The 24,952-nt window shown below is 73.3% G+C and carries 28 protein-coding genes and 1 pseudogene; 13 read left to right on the forward strand and 16 right to left on the reverse strand.

Annotation, left to right across the window (positions count from 1 at the left end; translation table 11 throughout):
- Positions 1–3: 3 nt before the first annotated feature.
- Positions 4–207: a helix-turn-helix transcriptional regulator gene (locus tag J1M38_RS02825; RefSeq protein ID WP_002856639.1), complete on the forward strand. Its 204-nt coding sequence runs from the start codon at positions 4–6 to the stop codon at positions 205–207.
- An 86-nt stretch (positions 208–293) separates the two neighbouring features.
- Positions 294–449, forward strand: a complete 156-nt coding sequence (locus J1M38_RS02830) for a hypothetical protein (RefSeq protein WP_010079551.1) — start codon at positions 294–296, stop codon at positions 447–449.
- Positions 450–482: 33 nt separating this feature from the next.
- On the opposite strand, the gene J1M38_RS02835 is transcribed toward J1M38_RS02830, so the two are convergent.
- Together J1M38_RS02835 and J1M38_RS02840 are read right to left on the reverse strand one after the other, a co-directional pair.
- Positions 483–929, reverse strand: coding sequence for a YchJ family metal-binding protein (locus tag J1M38_RS02835; protein WP_206481946.1), 447 nt, complete (start codon positions 927–929; stop codon positions 483–485).
- Positions 926–1,090: a hypothetical protein gene (locus tag J1M38_RS02840; protein ID WP_155643109.1), complete on the reverse strand. Its 165-nt coding sequence runs from the start codon at positions 1,088–1,090 to the stop codon at positions 926–928. Before J1M38_RS02840 ends, J1M38_RS02835 begins: the two co-directional genes overlap by 4 nt.
- A gap of 177 nt (positions 1,091–1,267) precedes the next feature.
- Here J1M38_RS02840 and purS point away from each other — a divergent pair, with 177 nt between their 5' ends.
- From purS to purL, 3 genes are read left to right on the forward strand one after another with little or no spacing between them, the layout of a single operon-like run.
- Positions 1,268–1,534: a phosphoribosylformylglycinamidine synthase subunit PurS gene (purS, locus tag J1M38_RS02845; protein ID WP_002856633.1), complete on the forward strand. Its 267-nt coding sequence runs from the start codon at positions 1,268–1,270 to the stop codon at positions 1,532–1,534.
- Positions 1,531–2,325: a phosphoribosylformylglycinamidine synthase subunit PurQ gene (gene purQ, locus J1M38_RS02850; protein WP_206481948.1), complete on the forward strand. Its 795-nt coding sequence runs from the start codon at positions 1,531–1,533 to the stop codon at positions 2,323–2,325. Before purS ends, purQ begins: the two co-directional genes overlap by 4 nt.
- On the forward strand, positions 2,322–4,628 hold the full coding sequence (gene purL / locus J1M38_RS02855; RefSeq protein ID WP_206481950.1) for a phosphoribosylformylglycinamidine synthase subunit PurL: 2,307 nt from the start codon (positions 2,322–2,324) through the stop codon (positions 4,626–4,628). The genes purQ and purL overlap by 4 nt, the downstream gene beginning before the upstream one ends.
- A 91-nt stretch (positions 4,629–4,719) precedes the next feature.
- Here the strand turns inward: purL and J1M38_RS02860 are convergent, their stop codons facing one another.
- The 5 genes and pseudogenes from J1M38_RS02860 to J1M38_RS02875 all read right to left on the reverse strand — a co-directional run bounded on the left by J1M38_RS02860 (position 4,720) and on the right by J1M38_RS02875 (position 7,695).
- Positions 4,720–5,523: an anti-sigma factor gene (locus J1M38_RS02860; RefSeq protein ID WP_060973475.1), complete on the reverse strand. Its 804-nt coding sequence runs from the start codon at positions 5,521–5,523 to the stop codon at positions 4,720–4,722.
- Positions 5,510–5,920, reverse strand: a pseudogene (locus J1M38_RS02865) (RNA polymerase sigma factor); the annotation flags it as partial. The gene J1M38_RS02860 and the pseudogene J1M38_RS02865, both read right to left, overlap by 14 nt.
- 12 nt (positions 5,921–5,932) lie before the next feature.
- Positions 5,933–6,058, reverse strand: a complete 126-nt coding sequence (locus J1M38_RS12150; RefSeq protein ID WP_255419541.1) for a hypothetical protein — start codon at positions 6,056–6,058, stop codon at positions 5,933–5,935.
- A gap of 76 nt (positions 6,059–6,134) precedes the next feature.
- Positions 6,135–6,569, reverse strand: a complete 435-nt coding sequence (locus tag J1M38_RS12155) for a class F sortase (protein WP_158604212.1) — start codon at positions 6,567–6,569, stop codon at positions 6,135–6,137.
- A gap of 307 nt (positions 6,570–6,876) precedes the next feature.
- Positions 6,877–7,695, reverse strand: a complete 819-nt coding sequence (locus J1M38_RS02875; protein ID WP_036384103.1) for a DUF4397 domain-containing protein — start codon at positions 7,693–7,695, stop codon at positions 6,877–6,879.
- A 191-nt stretch (positions 7,696–7,886) separates the two neighbouring features.
- Between J1M38_RS02875 and J1M38_RS11905 the strand changes: the two genes are divergently transcribed.
- Together J1M38_RS11905 and J1M38_RS02885 are read left to right on the forward strand one after the other, a co-directional pair.
- Positions 7,887–8,087 (forward strand): hypothetical protein, encoded by a 201-nt coding sequence (locus tag J1M38_RS11905; RefSeq protein WP_240967001.1) that lies wholly within the window; start codon positions 7,887–7,889, stop codon positions 8,085–8,087.
- A 106-nt stretch (positions 8,088–8,193) separates the two neighbouring features.
- Positions 8,194–8,574 (forward strand): YtxH domain-containing protein, encoded by a 381-nt coding sequence (locus J1M38_RS02885; protein ID WP_036384098.1) that lies wholly within the window; start codon positions 8,194–8,196, stop codon positions 8,572–8,574.
- A gap of 63 nt (positions 8,575–8,637) precedes the next feature.
- Here the strand turns inward: J1M38_RS02885 and J1M38_RS02890 are convergent, their stop codons facing one another.
- The 3 genes from J1M38_RS02890 to J1M38_RS02900 are packed head-to-tail and all read right to left on the reverse strand — an operon-like array spanning position 8,638 to position 11,571.
- Positions 8,638–9,384, reverse strand: a complete 747-nt coding sequence (locus J1M38_RS02890; protein ID WP_206481952.1) for a hypothetical protein — start codon at positions 9,382–9,384, stop codon at positions 8,638–8,640.
- Positions 9,381–10,091 carry a Tat (twin-arginine translocation) pathway signal sequence gene (locus tag J1M38_RS02895; protein WP_241246427.1) on the reverse strand — a complete coding sequence of 237 codons (711 nt, stop codon included), beginning with the start codon at positions 10,089–10,091 and terminating at the stop codon, positions 9,381–9,383. Before J1M38_RS02895 ends, J1M38_RS02890 begins: the two co-directional genes overlap by 4 nt.
- A gap of 58 nt (positions 10,092–10,149) precedes the next feature.
- Complete coding sequence (locus tag J1M38_RS02900; RefSeq protein ID WP_206481956.1) at positions 10,150–11,571, reverse strand: LLM class flavin-dependent oxidoreductase; 1,422 nt, start codon at positions 11,569–11,571, stop codon at positions 10,150–10,152.
- A gap of 478 nt (positions 11,572–12,049) precedes the next feature.
- On the opposite strand from J1M38_RS02900, the gene J1M38_RS02905 reads away from it, so the two are divergent.
- Genes J1M38_RS02905 through J1M38_RS02915 form a run of 3 tightly spaced genes read left to right on the forward strand, consistent with a single transcriptional unit; the run spans position 12,050 to position 14,777 of the window.
- A complete protein-coding gene (locus J1M38_RS02905) occupies positions 12,050–12,898 on the forward strand; it encodes an ABC transporter ATP-binding protein (protein WP_206481957.1) in 849 nt (282 codons plus the stop codon).
- Positions 12,895–13,914, forward strand: a complete 1,020-nt coding sequence (locus tag J1M38_RS02910; protein ID WP_206481959.1) for an aliphatic sulfonate ABC transporter substrate-binding protein — start codon at positions 12,895–12,897, stop codon at positions 13,912–13,914. Before J1M38_RS02905 ends, J1M38_RS02910 begins: the two co-directional genes overlap by 4 nt.
- Positions 13,911–14,777, forward strand: coding sequence for an ABC transporter permease (locus tag J1M38_RS02915; RefSeq protein ID WP_020621433.1), 867 nt, complete (start codon positions 13,911–13,913; stop codon positions 14,775–14,777). Before J1M38_RS02910 ends, J1M38_RS02915 begins: the two co-directional genes overlap by 4 nt.
- 31 nt (positions 14,778–14,808) lie before the next feature.
- Here the strand turns inward: J1M38_RS02915 and J1M38_RS02920 are convergent, their stop codons facing one another.
- Positions 14,809–16,065, reverse strand: coding sequence for an acyl-CoA dehydrogenase (locus J1M38_RS02920; protein WP_010079560.1), 1,257 nt, complete (start codon positions 16,063–16,065; stop codon positions 14,809–14,811).
- Between the two features lie 340 nt (positions 16,066–16,405).
- Here J1M38_RS02920 and J1M38_RS02925 point away from each other — a divergent pair, with 340 nt between their 5' ends.
- A complete protein-coding gene (locus tag J1M38_RS02925; protein ID WP_010080071.1) occupies positions 16,406–16,972 on the forward strand; it encodes a DinB family protein in 567 nt (188 codons plus the stop codon).
- 93 nt (positions 16,973–17,065) lie between these two features.
- On the forward strand, positions 17,066–19,597 hold the full coding sequence (locus J1M38_RS02930) for an HAD-IC family P-type ATPase (RefSeq protein WP_036313862.1): 2,532 nt from the start codon (positions 17,066–17,068) through the stop codon (positions 19,595–19,597).
- A 6-nt stretch (positions 19,598–19,603) separates the two neighbouring features.
- On the opposite strand, the gene J1M38_RS02935 is transcribed toward J1M38_RS02930, so the two are convergent.
- Entirely contained in the window at positions 19,604–19,753 is a 150-nt protein-coding gene (locus tag J1M38_RS02935) for a hypothetical protein (protein ID WP_206481401.1), read from the reverse strand.
- A gap of 631 nt (positions 19,754–20,384) precedes the next feature.
- On the opposite strand from J1M38_RS02935, the gene J1M38_RS02940 reads away from it, so the two are divergent.
- Positions 20,385–20,837 carry an acyl-CoA thioesterase gene (locus J1M38_RS02940; RefSeq protein ID WP_049147545.1) on the forward strand — a complete coding sequence of 151 codons (453 nt, stop codon included), beginning with the start codon at positions 20,385–20,387 and terminating at the stop codon, positions 20,835–20,837.
- Positions 20,838–20,876: 39 nt separating this feature from the next.
- Here J1M38_RS02940 and J1M38_RS02945 read toward each other — a convergent pair whose 3' ends face one another.
- The 4 genes from J1M38_RS02945 to J1M38_RS02960 form a co-directional block, all read right to left on the reverse strand.
- Positions 20,877–21,512, reverse strand: a complete 636-nt coding sequence (locus J1M38_RS02945) for an energy-coupling factor transporter transmembrane protein EcfT (RefSeq protein WP_036336646.1) — start codon at positions 21,510–21,512, stop codon at positions 20,877–20,879.
- A complete protein-coding gene (locus J1M38_RS02950) occupies positions 21,512–22,273 on the reverse strand; it encodes an energy-coupling factor ABC transporter ATP-binding protein (RefSeq protein WP_036313854.1) in 762 nt (253 codons plus the stop codon). The genes J1M38_RS02945 and J1M38_RS02950 overlap by 1 nt, the downstream gene beginning before the upstream one ends.
- Positions 22,270–22,935 carry a biotin transporter BioY gene (locus J1M38_RS02955; RefSeq protein ID WP_036313851.1) on the reverse strand — a complete coding sequence of 222 codons (666 nt, stop codon included), beginning with the start codon at positions 22,933–22,935 and terminating at the stop codon, positions 22,270–22,272. The genes J1M38_RS02950 and J1M38_RS02955 overlap by 4 nt, the downstream gene beginning before the upstream one ends.
- 433 nt (positions 22,936–23,368) lie before the next feature.
- Positions 23,369–24,543 (reverse strand): IS3 family transposase gene (locus J1M38_RS02960; RefSeq protein WP_206481400.1). Its coding sequence is split into 2 segments (ribosomal slippage): positions 23,369–24,256 and positions 24,259–24,543, totalling 1,173 coding nucleotides; the frame shifts between segments, so codons are not numbered across the junction.
- Positions 24,544–24,952: the final 409 nt, after the last annotated feature.

The following is a 24,952-nucleotide window of genomic DNA, read 5'->3' on the forward strand; positions in this document are numbered from 1 at the left end:
GCCGTGGAGAACACCATCCCCGACGAGCGTGCCCGCCTCGGCTGGTCGCAGCAGCGGCTCGCCGACGAGCTCGGCGTCTCCCGGCAGACCGTCATCTCCCTCGAGAAGGGCCGCTACGACCCCTCGCTCCCCCTCGCCTTCCGCCTCGCGGCCGTGTTCGGGCGGCGGATCGAGGACCTGTTCACCCCGGACGGCAACGCGGGTTGAGTTGTCGCGGGTCCGGGCGCCCAGCACCCGTGACAAGTCAACCCGCGTTGAGCCCGGGGCGGCGTGGGGCGTGAGAGGCTGGGGCCATGGATCGAGAGCTGCGCACCCCTCCGGAGCTGGAGGGCGTGGACTGGCACGACGACGCCCCGCGTCGCCCCCGCCCGATCGTCACCCTGGTGGCGTGGATCGCCATCCTGGGCCTGGTCCTCAGCGTGGGCGCCGGGATCTTCTCCGCCTTCTGACGCGTCACCGCCGGCCGACGCGCCGCCCCGGCCTCAGCGCACGTCGCCGTTAACGTAGCGCCAGATCCCGTCCTCACGGCGGAACCGGCTGACCTCATGGAGTCGGAACCGCCCCTCGGCCCCCGTGCCGACGGCCACGAACTCCACGGTCCCGGCGTCCTGGAACGGCCCGCCGTCCCGCACGTCCAGCACCGCCAGGCGGGTGAACCGCGGCGCCTGTTCCCCCTCGGTCGGCAGCAGCTCGGCCGCGGGGGGCCGGTGCTCGGGAACCCAGGTCGCGGCGAGATAGTCGGCCATCGCCCGCGCCTCTGCCGTCCCGGCCTCGCCCAGCCGCGCGAACGCCGTGTACCGGGAGCGCATGAGCGCCTCGGCGGTGGGCGCGGTCAGGGCGCCGTCCCGGGCAAAACGCGCGTGCAGGCGACCGCAGCACGCCGCGAGCCCGGCTCCGGACCCGCAGGGGCAGGGCTCGGGGCGGGTCACCGGCGCGGGCGTCCGGTCGCGCGACGCCGGGCGGACCGGGCCGTGATGCGGCGCACTCCCGTCAGCACGACGCCGGCCGCCGCGGCGAGCAGCGCGGGGCCGAGCGGGCTGATCGGCCGACGTCGGCCGAGCGGGGACACACGGGTCTGCTGAGGTCTCATGCCGCCAGGCTACGCCGGGCCGGCTGCCGCGTGCCGCCCCCCGTCACACCCCCGATTCCGCGTCCGGGCGGCCGAGTAGACTGGATGGGCAAGCACGCGGAGCGCCCCGGGGTCGGGCGTGAGACGGCACCCCACCGTCGCGCTCCGCGGCATCGTCCCGCACCCAGGAGCGTGTTCATGCCCATCATCGTCGTCGACGTCATGCCCAAGCCCGAGATCCTCGATCCGCAGGGCAAGGCGATCAACGGGGCCCTGCCCCGCCTCGGCTTCACCGAGTTCAGCCAGGTCCGCCAGGGCAAGCGCTTCGAGCTCACCGTGGAGGGCGAGGTCACCGACGAGATCCTCGCCCAGGCCCGCACGGCCGCCGAGGAGATGCTGTCCAACCCCGTCATCGAGGACGTCGTGAACGTGGCCGTCCTGGACGAGGCCGAGGGCGCCCGATGACCGAGCTCCCCCTCATCGGCGACTACTCGACGCCGACGACGCCGCTCAGCGGCGCGCGCATCGGCGTGATCACCTTCCCCGGCACCCTGGACGACGTGGACGCGCTGCGCGCCGTCCGCCTCGCCGGCGCCGAGCCCGTCTCCCTGTGGCACGCCGACGCGGACCCGCAGCGGACGCTCGCCGGCGTGGACGCCGTCGTGATCCCGGGCGGCTTCTCCTACGGCGACTACCTGCGCGCCGGCGCGATCGCGCGCTTCGCCCCCATGATGGACGCGGTGGCGACGGCGGCCGGCGGCCCCGAGGGCGACGCGGACGGCCTGCCGGTGCTCGGCATCTGCAACGGCTTCCAGATCCTCACGGAGTCGCACCTGCTGCCGGGCTCGATGGTCAAGAACGACCACCTGCACTTCATCTGCCGCGACCAGGAGCTGGTCGTGGAGAGCACGGACACTGTGTGGACCCGCGACTTCGAGGAGGGCCAGACCATCACCGTGCCCCTGAAGAACCAGGACGGCCAGTACGTGGCGGACGAGAAGACCCTCGACGCCCTCGAGGCCGAGGGCCGCGTGGTGTTCCGCTACCAGGGCTGGAACCCGAACGGCTCGCGCCGGGACATCGCGGGCATCGCGAACCCGGCCGGCAACGTCGTCGGCCTGATGCCGCACCCGGAGCACGCCGTGGAGCCGGGCTTCGGCCCGGACACCGCCGCCGGCCCCCGCTCCGGCGTGGACGGCCTCGGCTTCTTCACCTCCGTCCTGACCACCCTCGCCAGCCGTGGAGGCCATGCATGAGCCAGCAGTTCAACATCGAGACGGTCGCGGACGCGCAGGCGACGCCGGACGTCGAGCAGCCCTGGGCCGAGCTGGGCCTGAAGGAGAACGAGTACGCCGAGATCAAGAAGATCCTCGGCCGCCGCCCCACCGCGGCCGAGCTGGCCATGTACTCAGTCATGTGGTCCGAGCACTGCTCGTACAAGTCCTCGAAGGTGCACCTGCGCCAGTTCGGCGAGAAGCTCACCGACGAGATGAAGCAGCACATGATGGTGGGCATCGGCGAGAACGCCGGCGTGACCGACCTCGGTGACGGCTGGGCCGTGACGTTCAAGGTCGAGTCCCACAACTCGCCCTCCTACGTGGAGCCCTACCAGGGCGCGGCCACGGGCATCGGCGGCATCGTGCGCGACATCATCTCCATGGGCGCCCGCCCGGTGGCCGTGATGGACCCGCTGCGCTTCGGCGCGATCGACCACCCGGACACCGCCCGCGTGTTCCACGGCGTGGTGGCCGGCATCGGCGGCTACGGCAACTCCCTGGGCCTGCCGAACATCGGCGGCGAGACCCGCTTCGACCCGATCTACCAGGGCAACCCGCTCGTCAACGCCCTCGCCGTGGGCGTGCTCAAGCACGAGGACCTGCGTCTGGCCAACGCCTCCGGTGTGGGCAACAAGGTGGTCCTGTTCGGCGCCCGCACCGGCGGTGACGGCATCGGCGGCGCCTCCGTGCTGGCCTCCGAGTCCTTCGACGGCGACGGCAAGCCCGCCAAGCGCCCCTCGGTGCAGGTCGGCGACCCCTTCTCCGAGAAGGTGCTCATCGAGTGCTGCCTCGAGCTGTTCCGCGACTCCCTCGTCGAGGGCATCCAGGACCTCGGCGCCGCCGGCATCTCCTGCGCCACCTCCGAGCTCGCCTCCAACGGCGAGGGCGGCATGCGCGTGGAGCTGACGGACGTGCTGCTGCGCGACTCCACGCTGACCCCGGGCGAGATCCTCATGTCCGAGTCGCAGGAGCGCATGATGGCCGTGGTGACGCCGGAGAACGTCGCCGCGTTCGAGGCCGTCATGGCCACGTGGGACGTCGAGTACTCGTGGCTGGGCGAGGTCACCGGTGACGGCCGCCTGATCATCACCTGGGACGGCGAGGTCATCGTCGACGTGGACCCGCGCACCGTGGCCCACGACGGCCCGGTCTACGAGCGCCCGTACGCGCGTCCGGCCTGGCAGGACGAGCTCCAGGCGGACACGTTCCGCTCCTCCGAGGCCGGTCAGCACCTGCCCGCCACGGGCGAGGAGCTGCGCGCCGCCGTCGTGGAGCTGATGAGCTCCCCGAACCTGGCGGACACCTCCTGGATCACCCGCCAGTACGACCGCTACGTCCGCGGCAACACCGCCCTGGCGGCCCCGGACGACGCGGGCGTGGTGCGCGTGGACGAGGAGACCGGCATGGGCGTGGCCCTGGCCACGGACTGCAACGACCGGTTCACCTACCTGGACCCGTACACGGGCGCGCAGGCCTCCCTGGCCGAGGCGTACCGCAACGTCACCACCGCCGGGGCCGTGCCCCTGGCCGTCTCCGACTGCCTGAACTTCGGCTCCCCCGAGGACCCGGACGTGATGTGGCAGTTCGCGGAGGCCGTGCGCGGCCTGGCGGACGGCTGCCAGACCCTCGGCATCCCGGTGACCGGCGGCAACGTGTCCCTGTACAACCAGACGGGCAGCACCCCGATCCACCCCACCCCCACGGTGGCGGTGCTCGGCCAGCTCGACGACGTCCTGCGCCGCACCCCGTCCGGCTTCGCCCCGGACGCGGACGGTCAGGCGATCTACCTGCTGGGCGAGACCGCGGACGAGCTGGACGGCTCCGAGTTCGCGCGCCTGCGCGGCCACCTCGGCGGCCTGCCCCCGAAGGTCGACCTGAAGAAGGAGCGCCTGCTCGGCGAGCTGCTGGTCAACATGTCCCGGGACGGCATGATCGACGCCGCCCACGACGTCTCCGGCGGCGGCCTCGCGGCCACCCTGTCCGAGATGGTGCTGCGCTTCGGCGTGGGCGCCCGCGTGGTGCTGGACGAGGTGCTGCGCCGCGACGGCGTGGACCTGTTCACCGCGCTGTTCTCGGAGACGCAGGCGCGCGCCGTCGTGGCCGTGCCCCGCACCGAGGAGGTCCGGTTCACGGACATGACCACGGCCCGCGGCTACGCGGCCGTGCGCATCGGCGTGGTGGACGCCGACTCCGCGGCCCTCGAGGTCCAGGACGCCTTCACCCTGCCGATCGCGGAGCTGCGCGAGGCCTGGGAGGCCACCCTGCCGAAGCACTTCGGCTGAGCCTGGGACAGAAGCGACGAGCCCTGCGCAGTGGTGCCTATCCAGTACCGATAGGCCCCACTGCGCAGGGCTCGTCGTATCTCAGGGCTCGTCAGGTGGTCCGGTGCATCTCACCGACCCACAGGGAGAGCGTCGAGTGGGACGGGTCGCCGTCGAAGTGCTCATGCGAGACGTCCAGCACGGGGTAGGACGCCAGGTCGACGCCCTCCGGGACGGTCAGTGTCGTGTCCTGGCGGGTCACCGTGCCCAGCGAGATCATGCGGCTGGCGGCCTCGTCGCGGATCCAGACCTCCAGGTAGCCGTCCTCGGGGGCGGGCACCTGGGGCACATGCACGGCCAGGTGCATCTCCCCGTCGGCGGCACGCGTCATCTCCGCGCGGGCCGGCGATCCGTCGGTGGTCACGGACGCCATGACGGCGGTGCCGATGAGGTCGTCGCCGCCGCCCAGGGCGGCACCCACGGCCCCGCCGCCGATGACGAGCCCGGCGGCCGCCGCCGCGGCGACCGGCCACCAGCGGCCGCGGGCAGCGGACGGACCCGAGCCGATCGGACGGACGGGCGCGACGCCGTCGGGCGCGACATCCTCGCCCGTGGCCTCCCCCTGCAGTGGCCCGTCGTGAGCCACGGCCTCCGTCTCGGGTCCCAGCTCAGCGGCGATCCGCCCCCACAGGTGCGGCGGCGGGTCGGCCAGGTCCGGGGCGGGGCCGTCGAGGGCGGCCAGCACACGCAGGATGGCCTCCAGCTCGGCCGCGTCCTCCGGATGGAGCGACGCCGCGACGTCGGCGGGCGCGGCGAGCGGGCCGCCGTCGCCGCGCACGCGCTCGTGCAGCCGGACGGCGAGGTCGGAGATCTCCTCCGCGGGCTGTCGGCCGCGGGGATGCTCACGCTCGGGCATCGGCGGCCTCCAGACGGCTTCTCAGTGCGGCCAGGCCGCGGTGGATGTGGGAACGGACAGTGCCGAGCGGCATGTCGAGGCGCTCGGCGATCTGCTGGTGCGCCAGGTCCTCCAGGAAGGCGAGGCGCAGCACCTCGTCCTGGGGCGGACCCAACAGAGCGAGGGCGTCATGCACGACGACGGCGGCCACCACGGTGTCGCTGACCGCGTCCTCCGCGCCCTCGGCGCGGGGGAGGTGGACGACCTCCGCCTCCATCTTCCGCGCCTCACGAGCACGGCCGGCGAACATGTCGGCGATGACGCGACGGGTGATGCCCGTCAGCCACCCGCCGAGCGGCCGGGCGGGATCGTAGGTGTCCCGCGAGCGCCACGCCCGCGTGAACACCTGCTGGGCGGCGTCCTCGGCGTCCTACCGGCTGCGCAGCGCGGCGAGACACAGGGAGAAGACCAGGCGACCGTGGCGCTCGTACGCCTCGCGCACGGCGACGGCCTCCCCCGCGGCGAAGCGGCGGTCGAGCCCGTCGTCCTCAAACATGGGACTCCTCTCCCGCGGTGTGCTGCGTCGGCGCGGCGCGGCCCGATTCAGGCCAGACCTTCCGACAGGCTACCGGTCAGCCCTCGACGGGAGTGGCGATGGTCACGATGTTCTCCGTGTAGTCCCGCTCGTCCGGCAGCCATTCGCCGCCGCAGGTGATGAGGACGAGCTCGGCGGCGCCGTCCCGGCGGAAGTACGGGGACAGGTCCAGCTCGCCCTTCCCCAGACTCTGGGTGGAGGCCACCCGATAGCGCCGGGCGGTCCCCGCCGCATCCGTGACGGTGACCTCGTCGCCGACCGCGGCCTGCCGCAGCCCGTAGAGGGCCCCCACGGGATTGCGCGGTGAACCCGAATGGGAGGCGATCACCGCCGTCCCCTCAGGATCCCCGGGGGCCGAGCCGTGGCGGTACCAGCCGCCGACGGAGCTGTCGTCGGGCAGCTCCATCGCCCCGTCCTCCGTGACCCCGACCGAGACCACGCTCAGCGTGGCCCCGATGGCCGGATAGTCCACGCGCACGGGGATCCTGGCGTCGTCCGATGGGCTCTGGGTGGCGCGCCGGACGACGATCCCCGACGACGGCGTCCGCCCGGGGACGACCGGAGCCGCGGAGGGGGTTGCGGCCGGTGGAGTTCCCGTTCCCTCCGCGGGACCCGGCGTCATCGCGACGACGGAGCCTCGCCCCTGCTCGGACGGGAGGGAGGAGACCGCCGCCGACGGCGCGCAGCCGGTGAGGACGACGGCGGCGAGGGCGAGGACCACCGGCACACGGCCGGCGGTCCTCATCTCCGGGCGGGAGGGACCCCGCCCGCAGGACTCATCACGCACGGGCCGCCCGGCGGCGGGCCATGAGGACGGCGCCGGCGACCAGGGCGGCCGCACCGGCGCCGACGGCGGCCAGCATCCCGGTGGAGTCCTGGGCGGGGGCGACGTCGATGCCCGCGGGGACGGAGCCCGGCGCGCTGTGGTCGACGGCGACCTCCTGGGTGGCCAGCGCGAGGGTGCCGTCGGCGGCGGAGCCCCAGGCGTAGGCGATCGTGGTGACGCCGTCCTTGACCTCGACGTCGGCGGGGCCGATCACGGGGTCGGTGGTGCCGGCCACGGACACGGCGGCGGAGACGGTGCCGGCGGGCACCTCGAGGGAGGCCTCGTCCGGGTTCTCCAGGCCGGGCACGACGACGTCCTCGCCGGCCCAGACGTCCACGGCCGGGGCGGCGGCGATGTGACGCACGGTGAGGCGGCCCTCGCCGGCGGCGACGGCGCTCGTGTCGTTCTCGAACGCGGTCACCGTGGGCGTGCCGGCGGCGTCGAGGTGGGCGGCGGCGGTGTAGTCGCCGCCGTCGGCGAGGGTGAGGGTGACGGGACCGAGGATCGGGGCGGAGTCATCCATGGCGTCCGCGGCGGTGATGGCGACCTCGTAGTCGCCGGCGGCGAGCTCCAGGGGACCGGCGAGGTCGCCGGGCTCGAAGTCGTCCAGGGTGAGGGCACCGTTGACGTAGACGTCCACGGGGGTCGCGGGCACGGCGTGCAGCACGGAGAGCTCGGCGCCGGACGGGGCGTCCATGGCGGCGGCGGACAGGGGGGCGAGGACGGCGATGCCGAGGGCGGTGGTGACGGCGGCCGGGAGGGACTTGCGCATGGTGTCGTTCCTGTTCGTCGAGGGTCCTGCGGGGCGAGGCGCCGAATGCGCTCACACCAGGACTACCGACGCCGCGACCGATCCGTTGCAGAGGATTTTCCTCCCCCTCCGATCACGCGCCCTGCGCAGTGGGGCCCGTCGTGTTTCGGGGGCTCGTCGGAATTGAAGAAGGTCCGCCCCGTGGATTCATCGTGTACACACCCCTCCCGCGAGCCTCCCCGCCCCGCGGCCTGGGCGCCGTCGAGGGGCTCGACCGGGAAGAGGCCCTCCTCACCGGCGAGAACGACCCCGTCCCGACGCACGCGGGAGACGCCGTGCTCTCGGGCTCGGCCGTCGTCGCGGGCACGGGAGTGGTGCTCGCCATCGTCGTGGCCGTGCGCCTCAACCGTTGACGCGGCGGGCTCCGATGACCAGAGTGATCCCAGGACAGCGCGCCAGCGCGCCGCCCGGCCCGTCCAAGAGGGTCGGCGCGGTCCCGACACATGAAGGAGACCACCCATGCGCCTCATCACCCTGGGCCTCGGCGCCGCACTCGGCTACCTGCTCGGCTCCGCCGAGGGCCGCAAGAACCTCGAGAAGATGACCCAGAACGCCCAGAAGCTCTGGAACGACCCCAAGACCCAGGAGAAGGTCGGCCAGGTCCAGGAGACCGCCCAGCAGAAGTTCGCTGAGGTGAAGAAGTCCGATCCGGTGCAGAAGGCCACGACGAAGGTGGAGGATGCCATGCAGGGCAACGACAAGAAGAACGACGTCCGCGAAGATCGCGTGACCGAGTCCAACAACGACAACATCACCTCGGCGGCCCGCCACGGTGCCGAGCCGGACACCGTCTCGGACCCGTCCACCCCGCTGGGTGACGAGGGTCCGCTGACGCGCTGACCCGCGCAGACACGGCGGCCCGCCTCCCCTCGGGGAGGCGGGCCGCCGTCGTCGTGGGCCGGGTCAGCCGTCCTGCTTCAGAACCTCGTCGGCCGGCGGGGCCTGCACCGGATCCACCTCGCCCATCTCGGAGAGGGTCACCACGGCCTTCGTGCCGGCGGACTCGGTCTCCACGGTGAGCAGGCGGCCGTCCTCCTTGGACACCGTGAACGCGGTCAGCGCCACGCCCTCCTGCGGGCCCGAGACGGGTTCGTCCAGCACGTAGCGGATCGCGTCCTGACCGCTGCGGCGAATGCCGTCCGCGTCCACCTCGACGTCGTCCAGGCCGCCCGACTCCGGCAGGGAGCCCAGGAGCGAGCTCACCATCGCGCCCATGCCGGTGGCGCGGGGATCGCCCTCGTACGGGGTGGCGGTCCAGCGCTCCACATAGGCGGGGCGGTCCTCGCCGCTCGCGCCGGCGCGCTCCACCGTGAACCGGGAGTACGCGGTGCCGTCCACGATCCGGGACTCGTCCCGGGTGATCAGACCGTCGTCCTGGTACACGGACACGTACCGCATGGACGAGCCGTCCACGGGACCGGAGATGTCCACCGAGTCCGGGACCGCGCGGCCGTTGCTCGGGGCCTCGGACCGCAGCTCGGTGACCATGCGGACGGAGTCGGCCTCCTCGAGCTGGGTGCGGGCGCGGTCCCAGGCGCCGGGGGCGTCGTCGCCCGAGGCGCAGCCGGTCAGCAGCAGGGCGGCCGCCCCGACGGCGGCGAGGGACAGGCCGCGGCGGGTGCGGCGGGTCTGGGTCTGGCGCTGCCTCACTCGGCCACCTCCTCCGGCGCCTCGGCCGGCTCGATCTGGTTCCAGTCGCTCAGGGCGTACTGCTGGGTGGCCCGGCCGTCGTCGACGGTGAGCGCGACCAGCTCGCCGTCGTCGTCCACCGTGAAGGAGTGCACCCGGGTGGCGTCGCCCTCGGCCATCGCCGCGTCGGCGACCTCCTCGGGCACGGCATAGCGGTAGGCCGTGCCGCCGTCCCAGTCGACCTCCTCGGCGCGCACCTCGGCGCCGTCGAGGGCGTCCGCCGCGGGGAGGCCCACCTGGTCGAGGAGGGACTTCAGGGGCGGCTCCTGCCCCTCACCGGCCGAGGCCCGGCGCCACTGCGGGTCGGAGTACATCATCTGGACGTCGTCCGGGACGTCGGACCCGTCCACCTCGACCCGCACGAAGACGTCCTCGCCGACCTGACGCGACTCCATGGTGATGTGCGAGTCCCGGCCGACCTGCATGACGCCCTTCGACTCGGCGTCGCCGCCGTCGAGCCGGCCGGCGATGTCCCAGCGGACCGACTGCGGGCCCTGACGGCCGGTGGTGTAGGCGGTCTCGAGGCGGACGGTCTCGGCCTCGTCCAACTGGGTGCGGGCCTGGTGCCAGGCCTCCCCCGCCGACTGCGGCTCGGATGCGCACCCGGCCAAGGCCAGGGCGCCCACCACGCCGAGCCCGGCCGCGCGGACGGCACGTCTGCGCTGCATGTTCTCCTCCTGGGGCTGCTGCCGGCCGAGGCAGGGCGCCGCGGCCACTGGCGTCACCCTACCGGCGGCGCAGGGCGAAGGATGCGCCGTGGTGGTTCTGTGGCAGGTGGTCGCCGCGGCCGAAGAGCTTGTGGCGCAGCGTGCCGTCCGTGTACGCGGTCTTGTAGCGGCCGAGCTTCTGCAGCTCCGGCACCACGAACTCCACGACGTCCTCGAAGGTGCCCGGGGTGATGTGGTAGGCGAGGTTGAAGCCGTCCACGTCGGTCTCGTCGGCCCACTCGACGAGCTGGCGGGCCGCGGACTCGCCGCCGCCCACGATCACGGGGCCGAAGCCGCCGATGCCCACCCACTCGGCGAGCTTGCGCACGGTCCACTCCTCGTCCGTGCCGGAGGCCTTCTGGAAGGTCTCCACGGCGGACTGGATGGCGTTCGACTTCACGTCCCCGATCGGCTCGTCCAGGTCGTACTGGGACAGGTCGATGCCCATCCAGCCGGACATGAGCACGAGGCCGCCCAGCGGGTCCACGTACTGCGCCAGGTCGTCGTACGTGGCCCGCGCGTCCTCGTCGGTGGCCCCGGTGACGATCGTCTGCATCGCGAAGATCTTCACGTCGTACGGGTCCCGGCCGGCGTCCACCAGGGCCTGGCGGATCTTCTTCACGGTGGCGGCCGCCAGCTCCTTCGTGGGGGAGTTGATGAACACGGCCTCGGCGTGCTTGCCGGCGAAGGCGCGGCCGCGCGTCGAGGCGCCGGCCTGGTAGATCACGGGGGTGCGCTGCACGGACGGCTCGGTGACGGCGTGGCCGGGCACGGTGAAGTACCGGCCCTCGTGGGCGATGTCGTGGACCTTGGCCGGGTCCGTGAACACGCCGGACTCCTTGTCGTAGACGACGGCGTCGTCCTCCCACGAGCCCTCGAGGAGCTTGTAGACGACATCGAGGTACTCGTCGGCGTGCTCGTAGCGCTCGTCGTGCTCCATCTGGTCGTCCTGGCCCATGTTCTGGGCGGCGGAGGGCAGGTAGCCGGTGACCACGTTCCAGCCCACGCGGCCGCCCGTGAGGTGGTCGAGCGTGGCGAGGCGGCGGGCGAACGGGTAGGGGTGCTCGTAGGCGGTGCCGGCGGTGACGCCGAAGCCGAGGTGCTCGGTGACCGCGGCCATCGCGGAGACCAGCAGGAACGGGTCGTTCACGGGGGTCTGCGCGCCGGTCCTGATGGCGGCCTCGGAGGTGCCGCCGTACACGGAGTACGGGCCGAGGACGTCGGCGATGAACAGGCCGTCGAACAGGCCCTTCTCCAGCGTCTGCGCCAGGTGCGTCCAGTAGCCCAGGGTGTTGTAGTCCCGGGCGTGGTCGTCGGGGTGACGCCAGAGACCCGGGGACTGGTGGGCGACGCAGTTCATGTCGAATGCGTTGAAGAGGATCTCGCGGTGCTCGTCCGGGCGGGTGGGTGCTCCGGCCCCGGCGTTCTCGGCGGTGCTCATGGGTCTCCTTTCCAGGGCCGCCCGGTCGCAGGGGCGCGGCCGGGCGGGCGACGGTTCCGCACCATGCAACGCTGACGCGGCCGGCGGTGGAAGCCGGTCCGGCCCAGGGGTTCATGACGGCCCCGCCGGGCCCGGCCACGCGTCCGGCGCCCGGTTCGTGACATGCCCTGACCGTGACGGAGGACACGTCCGCGGGTGGCGTCCCTGCGGCGACTCAGCGGCACCCCAGCGCTGAGCCAGAGAAATCTGCTGCCTCCACCCTGCGGAGACGACCGAAACGTCTGGCTCGGCGCTGGGCTCGGGCCGTGACCGCCGGCCGGCCCGGGCCCGGCGGCGCCCCCGGTGTGACGCCCGTGTGACCCCCCCCCCGGCGCCGGCGGCGGGGCAGACTCGCAGCCGACCGGGCCCGCGGTGGTCTACTGGCATCCGTATCCGTCCGGCGCCGACACCGACGACGAAGCGACGATGGGAGCCCTCCATGAGCGTGCACGCGCCTTCCCGTGCCACCGCCTCCACCCCGGTCCGGGACGAGGACCGTCACAGCCTCGACGTCGTCTTCCGCGGCGTCGGGCGCACGTTCCCCACCGCGGACGGACCACGCGTCGTCCTGCGCGACGTGGACCTGACCGTGGCGCCCGGCGAGGTGCTCGCCGTGATCGGCGCCTCCGGCTGCGGCAAGTCCACGCTGCTGCGCGCCGTGGCCGGCCTGGACCCGGACTTCGACGGAGAGCTGCTGATCGACGGCTCGCCCGTGCGACCCTACGACGAGCGCACCGCCGTCGGCTTCCAGGAGCCGCGCCTGCTGCCCTGGCGCACCCTGCGCCGCAACGTGGAACTCGGCCTGCCCCGGGGGCTGGACCGCGCCGCGGGCCGGTCCCGCGTGCAGGAGCTGCTCGAGCTCGTGGGCCTCGCGCCCTTCGCGGAGCACCGCCCCCGGGAGGTCTCCGGCGGCATGGCCCAGCGGGCCTCGCTCGCCCGCGCCCTGGCGCGCCGCCCCGGCGTGCTGCTTCTCGACGAGCCCTTCGGCGCCCTCGACGCCCTGACCCGCCTGAAGATGCAAGACCTGCTGCTGGACGTGCACGCCGCCACCGGCACCACCGTCCTGCTCATCACCCATGACGTGGAGGAGGCCCTGCAGCTCGCCGACCGCGTGCTGCTGCTCGCCCGTGACGTCCCCGCGCCCGACGGCGCGGCCCGCCCCGGAGCGACCGTGGGGCGGATCGTGGACGTGCCGGGGGCCCGTCCCCGCGACCGCGCGGACGTCCGCCTGGCCCGGCTGCGCGCCGAGCTCCTCGAGGGCCTCGGCGTCGAGAGCCACGCCCGATGAGCGTCGCCGGCTCCGCACGCCTGACCCGTCGCACGGCGCTCGGCCTGCTGGCCGCGTCCCTGCCCCTGGGCCTGAGCGGATGCGTCCTGCAGGGTGAGGCGACGGCCGGGCCGGTGAACGGTCCGGACACGCTGAGCATCGACTACGCCACCTACAACCCGCTCTCCCTCGTGATCCGCCACCAGGGATGGCTGGAGGAGACGCTCGCGCCCCACGGCGTCCGGGTGAACTGGGTGTTCTCCGCCGGTTCCAACAAGGCCAACGAACTCCTGCGCTCGAACTCCGTGGACATCGGGTCGACGGCCGGCTCCGCCGCGCTGCTGAACCGGGCCAACGGAGCGCCCACGCGCATCGTGGGCATCGCCTCGCGACCGGAGTGGTCCGCGCTCATGGTCCCGCCCGGCTCGGACATCACGGACGTCGCCCAGCTCGCGGGCCGCACGGTGGCCGCCACGCGCGGGACGGACCCGTACTTCTTCGCCGTGCAGGCGCTCGAGGCCGCCGGGGTGGACCCGGCCGACGTCGAGATCCAGAACCTGCAGCACGCCGACGGCCGCGCCGCCCTCGCCGGCGGATCGGTGGCCGCGTGGTCCGGGCTCGACCCGATCATGGCCAAGGCCGAGGCCGAGGGCGCCCGCTTCCTGTACCGGGACCTCGCCCTGAACACGTTCTCCGTCCTCAACGCCACGGAGTCCTTCCTCGAGGAGGACCCGGAGACGGCCCAGACCGTCCTGGACACGTACGAACGCGCCCGCGCCTGGGCGCTCGAGCACCCGGACGAGACCGTCGGGATCCTGGCCGAGGCCGCGAAGATCTCTCCCGACGTCGCCCGCACCGTGATCCTCGAACGCACCAATGCGGACGTCAGCCTCGTGCCGGGCCAGGAGCTGCTCGACGCCCTGACGGGGGTCGGACGGATCCTGGTCGACACCGGGTCCGTCGACTACCAGCACCAGGTGGACGCCGCGCTGGCGAGCATCCTGGACACCCGTTTCGCCGAGGAGGCCATCCGATGAGCACCGCCCTGACCACCCCCGCCGCGACGACGGGCCCCGAGGCGCGCGAGCGGTCGGGTCACGACGACGGCGACACAGGGGCGCGCCGACGGCAGCGGCCCCGGGTGCTGGACCGGCCCGGCGCCCGGGCGGTGGTGGGGCTGGCCGCGCCCGCTGTCCTCCTGGTGCTGTGGTGGGCGGTGACGGCCGCCGGGCTGCTCTCCGCGGTGCAGCTGCCCTCCCCCGGCGCGGTGCTGAGCGCCGGCGTCAACCTGCTGGAGCGGGGCGACCTGTGGCTGCACGTGGGGATCTCCACCCAGCGCGTGCTGCTGGGCTTCCTGCTCGGCGCCGCACTCGGGCTGGCCGTGGGGTCCGCGCTCGGGCTGTCCCGGTGGGCGGACGCGCTGTTCGCCCCGCTGATCGGGGCGCTGCGCGCGGTGCCCTCGCTGGCCTGGGTGCCGCTGCTGATCCTGTGGATGCAGATCGGCGAGGAGTCCAAGGTCACCCTCATCGCGATCGGCGCGTTCTTCCCGGTGTTCACCACCGTCTACGCCGCCCTGCGCCATGTGGACCCGCACCTGGTGGAGGCCGGTCGGGCCTTCGGCTACCACGGGCTGTCCCTGCTGCGGACGGTGCAGCTGCCCGCCGTGGTGCCGGCCGTGTTCTCCGGCCTGCGGCTGGCCCTGGCCCAGGCCTGGCTGTTCCTGGTGGCCGCGGAGCTGATCGCCTCCTCGATGGGCCTGGGCTTCCTGCTCACCGACTCGCAGAACAACGGACGCACGGACCGCCTGATCCTGGCGATCATCCTGCTCGCCGTGCTCGGCAAGCTCACCGACTGGCTGCTCGGCCTGCTGGAGCGCCGGGCCCTGCGCCGCTGGGCCTGAGCCCGGCACGTCCGGCCGCCCGGTCGTCGGGTCAGTCCCCCTCGGGGACCTCGCCGGCCGACGTGTAGGCGGTCGGCGGGGTGCCGTTCACGAGCCAGTCGCCGGCCATGCGCACCTTGAACGCCGCCGGGTCGTGGGTGGCGAGGGTGCGGGCGTTGCGCCAGTGCCGGTCGAGCCGCAGCGTGGCCGACGTCGCCGACGCGCCGAGCGTGTCGAAGATGCGGGTGCACACCTCGAGGACGGCCTCCGGCACCACGGCCTGGGCCCGGTACGCGGCCGCCATCGCCTCGGCGGACGCCGCCACGACGTCGGCCTCCGCCGGGCCGGCCCCGTCGGCGCCGTCCTGCCCCTCGTCGAGCAGCCGCCCGATCTCGCGCACCATCAGCTCGGCCGCGGCCTGCCGCCCGGCCAGCTGCCCCATGATCTCGAGGAGCTGGGGGTCGTCCTTGGGCAGCGCGGCCGTGCCGGTGTTGAAGGTGCGGCGCCGCTGCCGCAGCAGCTGCGTGCCCTCCGTGAGCGCCGCCCGGCCGATCCCGGCCTGCAGCGCCAGCAGGGTCGCCTCCATGAGCACGGGCACGGGCCCGTCCTGCCGCGGCACCTCGAGCAGCTCCTCGGCCGCGGCGTCGTCGAGCACCACGGACCCGGTGGCGGTCAGGCGCTGGCCGAAGCCGTCCCAGTCGTCCTTGATGCCCACGCGCGGCTGACGCACGCGCACGACGGCGACGGCCCGGTCCGGCTCGCGGACCGCGCCCCCGGCCCGCTTGGAGTTCCGGCGGGAGACGAGGTCCGCCCCCTCGATGCCCACGGTCGCGGCGGTCCACGTGGCGAAGGCCGAGCCGGTCGCGTAGTACTTCTGCCCCCGCACGACCCAGGTGCCGCCCTCGTCCCGGCTGGCCAGGGTGGCGGCACGGCCCGGCGCGGCCCCGCCGGCGCGTTCGGCCAGGGCGGAGCCGGCCCAGTCCCCGTCGACGATGTGCCGCAGCCACCGCTCCCGACGGGCGGGCGCCTGGTCCATGGCCGTGGCGATGAACACGAGGTGGGAGCGCCAGACGTGCGCGGTGTTCACGTCCCGGGCGGCCAGGTCCATGAGCAGGCGCAGCACGGTCTCGCTGCCGCCGCCCTCGCCGCCCGCGTCCTCGGGGACACCGACCTTGCCGAACCCGGCGGCCTGCAGCTCCCCGAGGGCGGCGAACGGCAGGTGCCGGCCCGCCTCGCGGGCCCGCTCGCCGTGGGCGACGGAGTCGAAGGCGTCGGCGTACCGGGCGGCGAGGGTGGCGTAGGTGGTCATGGCCCTACTCTGACACGCGCGGGCGGGCCGGCGGCCGGGGCGACCCGGCCGTGGGACGGGATCCACACCGGCCGCCGTCGCCCTGGCCCGCGCCGGGCGCCCGCGGGGGTCCGGCGGGCCGAGCATGACCGCCGGTGACGACGGCGGGCGGGGCGCCGTCGTCGTCGTCCCTAGCCTGGTCGGACCCGCCGACCAGGAGGACCGCCGCCCATGACGCCCACCGAGGACCCCGCCCGCCCCGACCCGGCCGAGGAGCGGGAAACGGCGCGTCCGGGCGCCCCCGCCCCCGGACGCGCCGTTTCCCGAACGAAAACGCGAGGTGGGGCGTAGCCTGGCCGCCATGACCACCGTGTTCTACGACGACCAGGGCCGCCCCGAGCCGCCCTTCGCCGCGGGCGAGGCCGCCACCCTGCTGGGCTTCCTCGACTTCCTGCGCGCCACGATCGAGTGGAAGACGGCGGACCTGGACACGGCCGCGCTGCACCGTCGGCTGCCGGGGCACCCGTCCGCGATGACGCTCGGCGGCCTGCTCAAGCACCTCGCGTTCGTCGAGTTCTGGTGGTTCGAGGCCGTCGCCCTCGGCGAGCCCACCTCGGCGCCCTGGGTGGGCGCGGACTTCGACGCCGACCCCGACTGGGACTGGCACAGCGCGGCGCAGGACTCCGCGGCGGACCTGCGCGCCCTCTGGCAGGGCCAGGTGGAGCGGTCCCGGCAGATCGTGGTGGACCTGCTCGCGGCGGACGGCGACGACGGCGCCGCGGCCCTGGCCCGCGCCCACCGGATCCGGGAGGGGCGGGACCCGGTCTCGCTGCGGTGGATCCTCACCCACATGATCGAGGAGTACGGCCGCCACGCCGGCCACGCCGACCTGCTGCGCGAGGGGATCGACGGCCAGACCGGCGAGTGAGCCCGCCCCACCCGCAGTCCCTCCTGCGGTCGCACCCGGGTTCATCCCCTCGTCGGATGCCCGGCCCCGCACCGGCTGGGTAGATTCTGTGCCATGGCCTCCCCCTCCCCTGCGTCCGCGCACCCGTCCGCCCCCGAGAGCGGGACGGGCCTGGGGTTCACCGGGGTGGAGGGGATCACCGGGCTCACCGCCGCCGAGGTCGCCGAGCGGGAGGGCGCGGGCCTGGTCAACGTCCAGTCGCGGGACACCTCCCGCTCGCTGGGGCAGATCCTGCGCGTGCACGTGTTCACGCTGTTCAACCTGGCGATCGCGCTGTGCGCCGTCGTCGTGATCCTGATGGGCCGCTGGCTGGACCTGCTGTTCTCGCTGGCGGCCGTGGCCAACGTGGTGATCGGCGTGGTCCAGGAGTACTCGGCCAAGCGGAAGCTGGACCGGATCGCGCTGCTGCACCAGGACGACGTCGTCGTCATCCGGGACGGGGCGCGCGTGCCCCTGCCGATGGCGCAGATCGTGCGGGACGACGTCGTGGTGCTGCGCCGCGGCGACCAGGTGCCCGTGGACGGCGAGGTCCTCGTCTCGGACGGCCTGGACATGGACGAGGCGCTGCTCACCGGCGAGAACGACCCCGTGCCCAAGACCCCCGGGGACGCCGTGCTCTCGGGCTCGGCCGTCGTGGCCGGCGCGGGCCTGGTGCGCGCGACGGCGGTGGGCTCGGCCTCGCACGCGGCCCGGCTGAGCGCCGAGGCCCGCCGCTACTCCGCCATCCACTCGGAGCTGCGCGGCGCCCTGGAGAAGGTGGCCCGCTGGCTGACGATCGCCCTGGTGCCGATCATCGCGGTCATCGTGCACGGCCAGATGACGGCGGTCGGCGGCTGGTCCCTCGCCCTCTCCCAGCCGCGCGAGGCGGCCCTGGAGCCCGCGTTGATCGCGTCCGTGGCGGCGGTGACCAGCATGATCCCGCAGGGCCTGGCGCTCATGACGACCATCGCGTTCGCCGTGGCCGCGCTCAAGCTGGCCCAGCAGGAGGTCCTCATCCAGGAGCAGCCCGCCGTGGAGGTCCTGGCCCGCGTGGACACCGTCTGCCTGGACAAGACCGGCACCCTCACCGAGGGCGGCGTCCGGTTCGACCGGCTCGCCGCGCCCGCCTCGGCGGACGCGTCCCCGGACGCCCACGACGACGGCGCCCCGGCCGAGGTCGGCGACGGGGCTCGGGCCGTGCTCGCCTGGTTCGGCGCGGACCCGGACGTGAACCCCACCGCGGCGGCCCTGCGCGAGCCCTTCACGGCCGTCCCGGCGGTGGACCCCGCGGCCCAGGTGGCGTTCTCCTCCGCGCGCCGGTGGTCGGCGGTCGCGTTCGGCCCGGAGGCCGGGGCCGCGGCCGGCACGTGGCTGCTCGGTGCGCCCGAGGCCCTCGTGGACGAGCGGCTCCTGGGCCCCGACGCCGCCGAGGCCGTCCGCGCCCAGGTCCACGCCGACGCGGACGCCGGCCGCCGCGTGCTGCTGCTGGCCCGCACGGACGAGCCCCTGATCGGGGATGCGTTGCCCGCCGGAGGCGTCCCGGTCGCCGTCGTGACGTTCCGCGAGAACGTGCGCCCGGACGCCGCCGAGACCCTCGACTACTTCCACGCGCAGGGCGTGCGGACCGTGGTGATCTCCGGGGACAGCCCGCGCACCGTGGCCGCCGTGGCGCGCGAGGTGGGTCTCGAGGTGGCGGGCCAGGCCTACGACGGGCGCACCCTGCCGGAGGACCCCGGCGCGCTCGCCGACGTGATGGCCGAGCACGACGTGTTCGGCCGCGTCAGCCCGGACCAGAAGAAGGCGATGGTGCAGGCGCTGCAGTCGCGCGGGCACGTGGTGGCCATGACCGGCGACGGCGTGAACGACGCCCTGGCCCTGAAGACCGCGGACCTGGGCATCGCCATGGGCAACGCGGCCCCGGCCACCAAGGCGGTGTCCCGGATGGTGCTCCTGGACGGGCGCTTCGACCGCCTGCCACGCGTGCTCGGCGAGGGCCGCCAGGTGATCGCCAACATGGAGCGGCTCGCCCACATCTACCTGACGAAGACGACGTACGCGCTGCTGTTCGGCGTGGTGTTCTCCCTGTTCGCGTGGCAGTTCCCGCTGCTGCCACGGCAGGCCTCCACCGTGGACTTCATCATGATCGGCGCACCCACGTTCTTCCTCGCCCTGCTGCCGAACCCGCGCCGCTACGTGCCCGGCTTCCTGGGGCGGGCGCTGCGGTTCGCGATCCCCTCCGGCGCGGTGATCCTGCTGTCCATGGTGACGTTGCAGACGTACGTGCGCCTCACCGCCGGCGACGTCGACCTGCCCCGCCAGCAGGCCGCCTTCATGATCACCCTGACCCTGCTGGGCCTGTGGGTGCTCAGCGTGATGTCCCGGCCGCTGAGCGCGCGCGTGGTGGTCCTCATCCTGGCGATGTACGCGGTGCTGGCCGCCGTCGTGCTGGTGCCGGCCTCCCGCTGGTACCACCGGATGGAGGTCCCGCCCACGGACGTGCTCGTGGCCGCGCTGGTGGTCGCCGCGCTCGGGTGCGGACTGATCGAGGTCATCCACCAGGTGCACCGCCGCCACGTGGCGAGGGTGCTGGCCGCCGCGGGGGCCTGAGACCCCTCAGCGGCGGGCGCGACGCACGGCGGCCCGGTAGTCGAGCCACGTCCACACCAGCACGACGACGGCGACCAGCAGGTACGCGACGTCCCACGCGCTGAGCCGCTCCCCGGCCACCACGCCCGGGAGACGGGTGGCCAGGATGAGCAGCACGAGCGCGGTGACCGCCCAGGCCCGCTGGCGAGGCGGCGGGCCCAGGCGTCGTCGTCGAGGGCGGCGGGGGGCTCTTCCACGGGACGGCGGGCCGCCGGGAGCAGCCGGTGTGCGAGCCAGGCGAGGCCCGCGCAGACCGGGGCGACGGCGAGCAGCCAGAACGTGCTCCCGGTGAACAGGTGCGTCGGCGCGTTCACCTCCACGAGCCACCAGGCGAGCGCCAGCACGAAGGCCAGGAGGGCGCCGCCGGCCACCAGCGTGGCGGCCAACCGCGGGACGCGGGCGAGGCGCCGCTCCCAGAGGACCATCACCGCCACCCCGGCCACACCCATGAGCACCGGGGCCAGCAGGAGCCCCCACGTGTAGTCGGTGGTGAGCCCGTCCCGGCGCAGCCAGACCAGGCAGAACAGGACGGCGATGCCGGCGGCGACCGTGAAGCCGACCACCGGCACATCGCGCCAGGTGGCGTCGGGTGCGGCGGGGTCGGGGTGGGGGCGGATGGTCATCGGTCGGGTCCCTCCTGTGTGCTCCGTTGTGAATCCCTTCCGGCGACCCTACGGCCTGCTCGAGCATGTCTCCGCATCGGGCGCCCTCCCTCGTGCCGGCGTCGGCGTCGCTCTACCGTGGGGCCATGGACTCCACGCTCTTCACCCGTTCGGCCGACCGCGCCGCCCACGACGACGTCAACTTCCGCACCCGCAAGTGGGTCAAGCCGGAGGACCTCAACGCGAACAACACCCTCTTCGGCGGCTCGCTGCTGCGCTGGGTCGACGAGGAGGCGGCCATCTACGCGACCCTGCAGCTGGGCAACCCGCGGTGCGTGACGAAGCTGATCTCGGAGATCAACTTCCTGGCCTCGGCGAAGCAGGGCGACATGATCGAGATGGGCCTGCGCGCCACCGAGTTCGGGCGCACGTCCCTGACCATGCGGGCGAAGGTGCGGAACATCGTGACCGGCGAGATGATCCTGACCATCGACAAGATCGTGTTCGTGTCCCTGGGCGAGGACGGCAAGCCCGTGCCCCACGGCTTCACCGAGATCACCTACGACCGCGACCGTCTGCCCCTGGACAACCCCCTCTGAGCCGGCCCGCCGCCCCACGCGGTCCGGGGGCGGGCGGCTCTAGTCGATGCCGCGGGCGGCCAGGGCGTCCCCGACGTCGTCCGCGTGCTTGAAGCTGAGCACCAGCAGCGGCAGCGCCCAGGCCCACGGCGCCATCCGCACCCCGCGGGCGGCCTGCGCATGCCGGATCTGCTCGGCCAGGGCGCGCAGGTGCCCGATCGAGGAGAGCACCAGGCCCATCGCCAGGCCCACGCGGTCGGCGCGGAACCCCGCCCGCGCCAGGCGCGGCCCCGCCCACGGGATCCGCTCGACCGGCCGCAGCACCGCCTCGGCCACCCCGGTCATGTCCGCGATCCGGGTGGTGCGCGTCAACACCTGCGCGGTGAGCACGAGCCCGAGCACGCGCGCCACCATGAGTCCGGCGGCGAACGCGTCGGTGAAGATCCACTGCGCCGCGAACAGGACCACGTAGAACAGCCACAGAGCGCGCAGGTCGGAGGCGATCATCGCCGCCCCGCGCCGCAGCCCGAAGCCCACGAGATACGCGGTTACGGCGCCCACGACGGCGGCGCCCGCGGTCCACAGGGACAGTGGCAGCAGGGTCAGGGCCAACACCCACACCGCGAACAGGCCCGTCTTGAGGCCGGCGCGGGCGTGGTGCAGGGGCGAGTCGCCGTGGATGTACAGGGAGAGCATCAGCGCAGCTCCGCCGCCACGGCGTGATCCAGGAAGTGCTCGTACGCCTCGACCACGTCCTCGGCCGGGCCGGTCCGCTCCACACGGCCGCCGTGGACCCACACGGCCTCGTCGCATGCACGGGCCAGCTCGAGGTCGTGGGTCACCAGCAGCAGCTGGAACCCGTCCGGGGCGGAGGGGTCGGCGGCCAGCAGCCGGTCGGCCACGATCCGCCGGTGCCGGCCGTCCAGCAGGGAGGTCGGCTCGTCGGCGATCACCAGGGACGGCCCGGTGGTCATCACCGAGCACATCGCCAGCCGCTGCGCCTGCCCCGAAGACAGGGACAGGCACGCCCGGTCCGCGAGCGCGGTGAGCCGGTGCTCCTGGAGCGCCGCGGCCACGCGCGCGGCGACGTCGTCCTTGGTCAGGCGGCGGCCGGCGTCGTCCCGGAGCGACTTCACGGTCAGCTCCACGTCCTCCCGGACGGTGGGCATGACCATCTGCGCGGCCGGGTTCGCGAACACGAAGCCGACGGTGCGGCGCAGCGCCTTCACGTCCCGGACGGCGTCCACCCCGTGCACGGTCACCTCCCCGGCGACGACGTCGGCCAGCCCGGCGATCGCGCGGGCCAGCGTGGACTTGCCGGAGCCGTTCTCCCCGATCACCGCCACACGCGGGGCGGTGAGGGTGAGGTCCACGCCGTCGAGGAGCACGACGACGCCCTCGGGGCCATCGGCCTCGACGCGGACGCCCGTGAGGGTGACGGAACGGTCCGGGCTCATCGGAAGGCGCGGGGGTAGGCCTTCCACAGGCCGACGACGAGGATGACGGACACGACGAGCTTGAGCAGGTCACCGGGCACGAACGGGGCCATGGAGAGGACGGCGGCGCCGAACTCCATCCCGGCGATCCCGACGAAGCCGAGCACGCCGAAGAAGTAGACCATCACGACGCCACCGATCAGCCCGGCGACGGCCGCCCCGAGCGCGACCCGTCCGGCGCCGAGGCCGGGCCGGGCCCGGGAGGTGAGGGCCCAGAAGATCAGGCCGACGATCAGCGCGGACGGGATCCAGCCGAGGATGAAGCCGGCCGTCGGGCCGGCGAACACGCCCAGGCCGCCGCGGCCGCCGCTGAGCAGCGGCAGGCCGAGCGCCACGAGGCCGGCGAACAGCGCCATCGAGGCGGCCCCGCGCCACGGGCCGAGGATCACACCGGCCAGGATCACGGCGATGTTCTGCAGCACGATCGGGGCGGGCACACCGGCGACGGCGATCGGCGGCACCAGACCGAGGACGGCCATCAACGCGGTCATGACGGCGATGCGCGCGAGGCTGCCGCCGGCGGAACCGCGACGGGGGCGGCCGGCGTCGGTGGGGCGGTCCGCCGTCGTGGTGGCCGCGGGGCGGACGTGGCCGTCGTGGGACGAGGGCACGGAAGTGCTCATGGAGGGACTCCTGGTGCGGAAGCGAGTGCGAGGGGGCGCTCAGCCGAGGCGCGGGGCGCATGGCGAGTGCCCGACGAGTTGAACAGTGTTCAGGAGTCTACTGCAGGGGCGGAGGTGTGGGCGGCCGGGGTGCGTTCCCGGGGCGACACCGAGGCAGCGGTTGTCGAGATGCAACGAAGATTTCAGAAACGCGCGAATTTGATTCATACGCCGGTCAGGCCCTGAAGGGTTGACATCGGCTCCTCCTGCCCCTCGCCTGACCAGCGCACGGGATCACGGGCGCTACGCTCGATCCATGTGTCGAGATGCAGCGAAGATTTCACAAACGCGCAAGTATGTTTCATACGACCACGAGTCACTTAGGTCTTGACCTTTGAACATCGATCGACTAAGGGTCATAGGGGACTGGTGCACGTGTAGGTGACAGCCGTCTTCACGCCGCGTCTGCGGGCGTGTGGTCCATGATCAACTCGTACTCGACCGGCGTCAATCGGCCCAGGCGCACCTGCCGGCGGCGGCGGTGGTAGGTCCGCTCGATCCAGGTGATGATCCCGGCCCGCAGCTCGTCCCGGGTGTCCCAGTCGCGTCGGTCCAGCACGTTCTTCTGCAGCAACGCGAAGAAGGACTCCATAGCCGCGTTGTCCCCGGCAGCACCGACCTGACCCATGGACCCGATCAGCCCGTGGGTGGTGAGGGCGTCCTGGAATAGGGCCGAGCGGAACTGCGAGCCGCGGTCCGAGTGCACGATGCACCCGGCCACCGCATCGGTGCCGCCGCGGCGTGCCACGGCCTGCTCGAGGGCGTTCACGGCCAACGAGGCCTGCATACGCCCGGCCATGGAGTACCCCACGATCCTGCCGGCGTAGAGATCCTTGATCGCGCAGAGGTAGAGCTTGCCCTCACTGGTGGGGTGCTCGGTGATGTCGGTCAGCCACAGCCGGTTCGGAGCTTCGGCAGAGAAGTCCCGGCGGACGTGGTCGTCGTGCACGGGTGGGCCTGGGCGGGTCCCGTACTTGCCACGCTTGGCCCCGAACCCGCAGTGCCACCCGTTCTGGCGGCAGAGCCGCCAGGCAGTACGGGCGGCCATTCGCTCCCCGGCCGCCTCGGCCTCGTCCCGCAGCAGCCGGTACCCGAACTCCGGATCGTTCAGGTGAGCGGCGTGCAGGGCGTTGGCCCGGTAGGCCTGCTCCACCTCAGAAACGGCGACGGGCTGGTCCCGCCAGCGGTAGTAGGGCTGGCGGGCGAGCTTGAGGACCCGCAAGGACACCGCGACCGGGATCTGGTCGGCGGCGAGCTCGGACACGAGCGGGTACATCATTTTTTCGGCAGGTTCGCCTGGGAGAGGTAGGCCGCGGCGCGGCGTAGGACTTCGTTCTCCTGCTCGAGGAGCCGGATCCTGCGGCGGGCTGCGCGGAGTTCTTCGGCCTCGGCCTTGGTGGTGCCTGGGATGTTGCCTGCTTCGATATCGGCCTGGCGAATCCAGTTCGTCAGGCAGGACTCGAAGATGCCGAAGTCCTTCGCGATGTCTTTCAGATGGGTGCCGGGCTCACGGTTCTGCGCGACCCGGACGACATCATCGCGGAACTCTTTGGGGTAGGGGGCGGGCATGGTGCACATCCTTCCCTTTGGTGTGGGAACACCACAGATCGTATGTCACCTGTACGTGCGTCAGTCCCTCCCTCGGCCGTCGGCCTGTGCACGATCGGCCCCTTGACCACAGGGGTCAGGAGCACCGGGGTCGGGACGCGGATATGGTCTGTCGTTCCCAGGGCCGGGGCTTCTGCTCCATCGCCGACCGGCGTCGAGGCGTGCCACCCACCTGTCGCACCGCCCCACCCCGCCAAGATCACCGTGTGGTCTCGTACGGCGCCGGCAGGTTGACTCCCTAGGTGTTGTGGGTCATGAGGTTCTTGCCACGAGGCGCCGGCTGAGATGAGACGAGTGGGCCTCTCCCGCAGGATGGAAGTTCCTCAACAACCCACCTGCCAGAAGAGACCCACTCATGACTCACGCTAAC

It is taken from the genome of Micrococcus sp. KRD070 (assembly GCF_017168435.1).
GTDB lineage: Bacteria > Actinomycetota > Actinomycetes > Actinomycetales > Micrococcaceae > Micrococcus > Micrococcus luteus.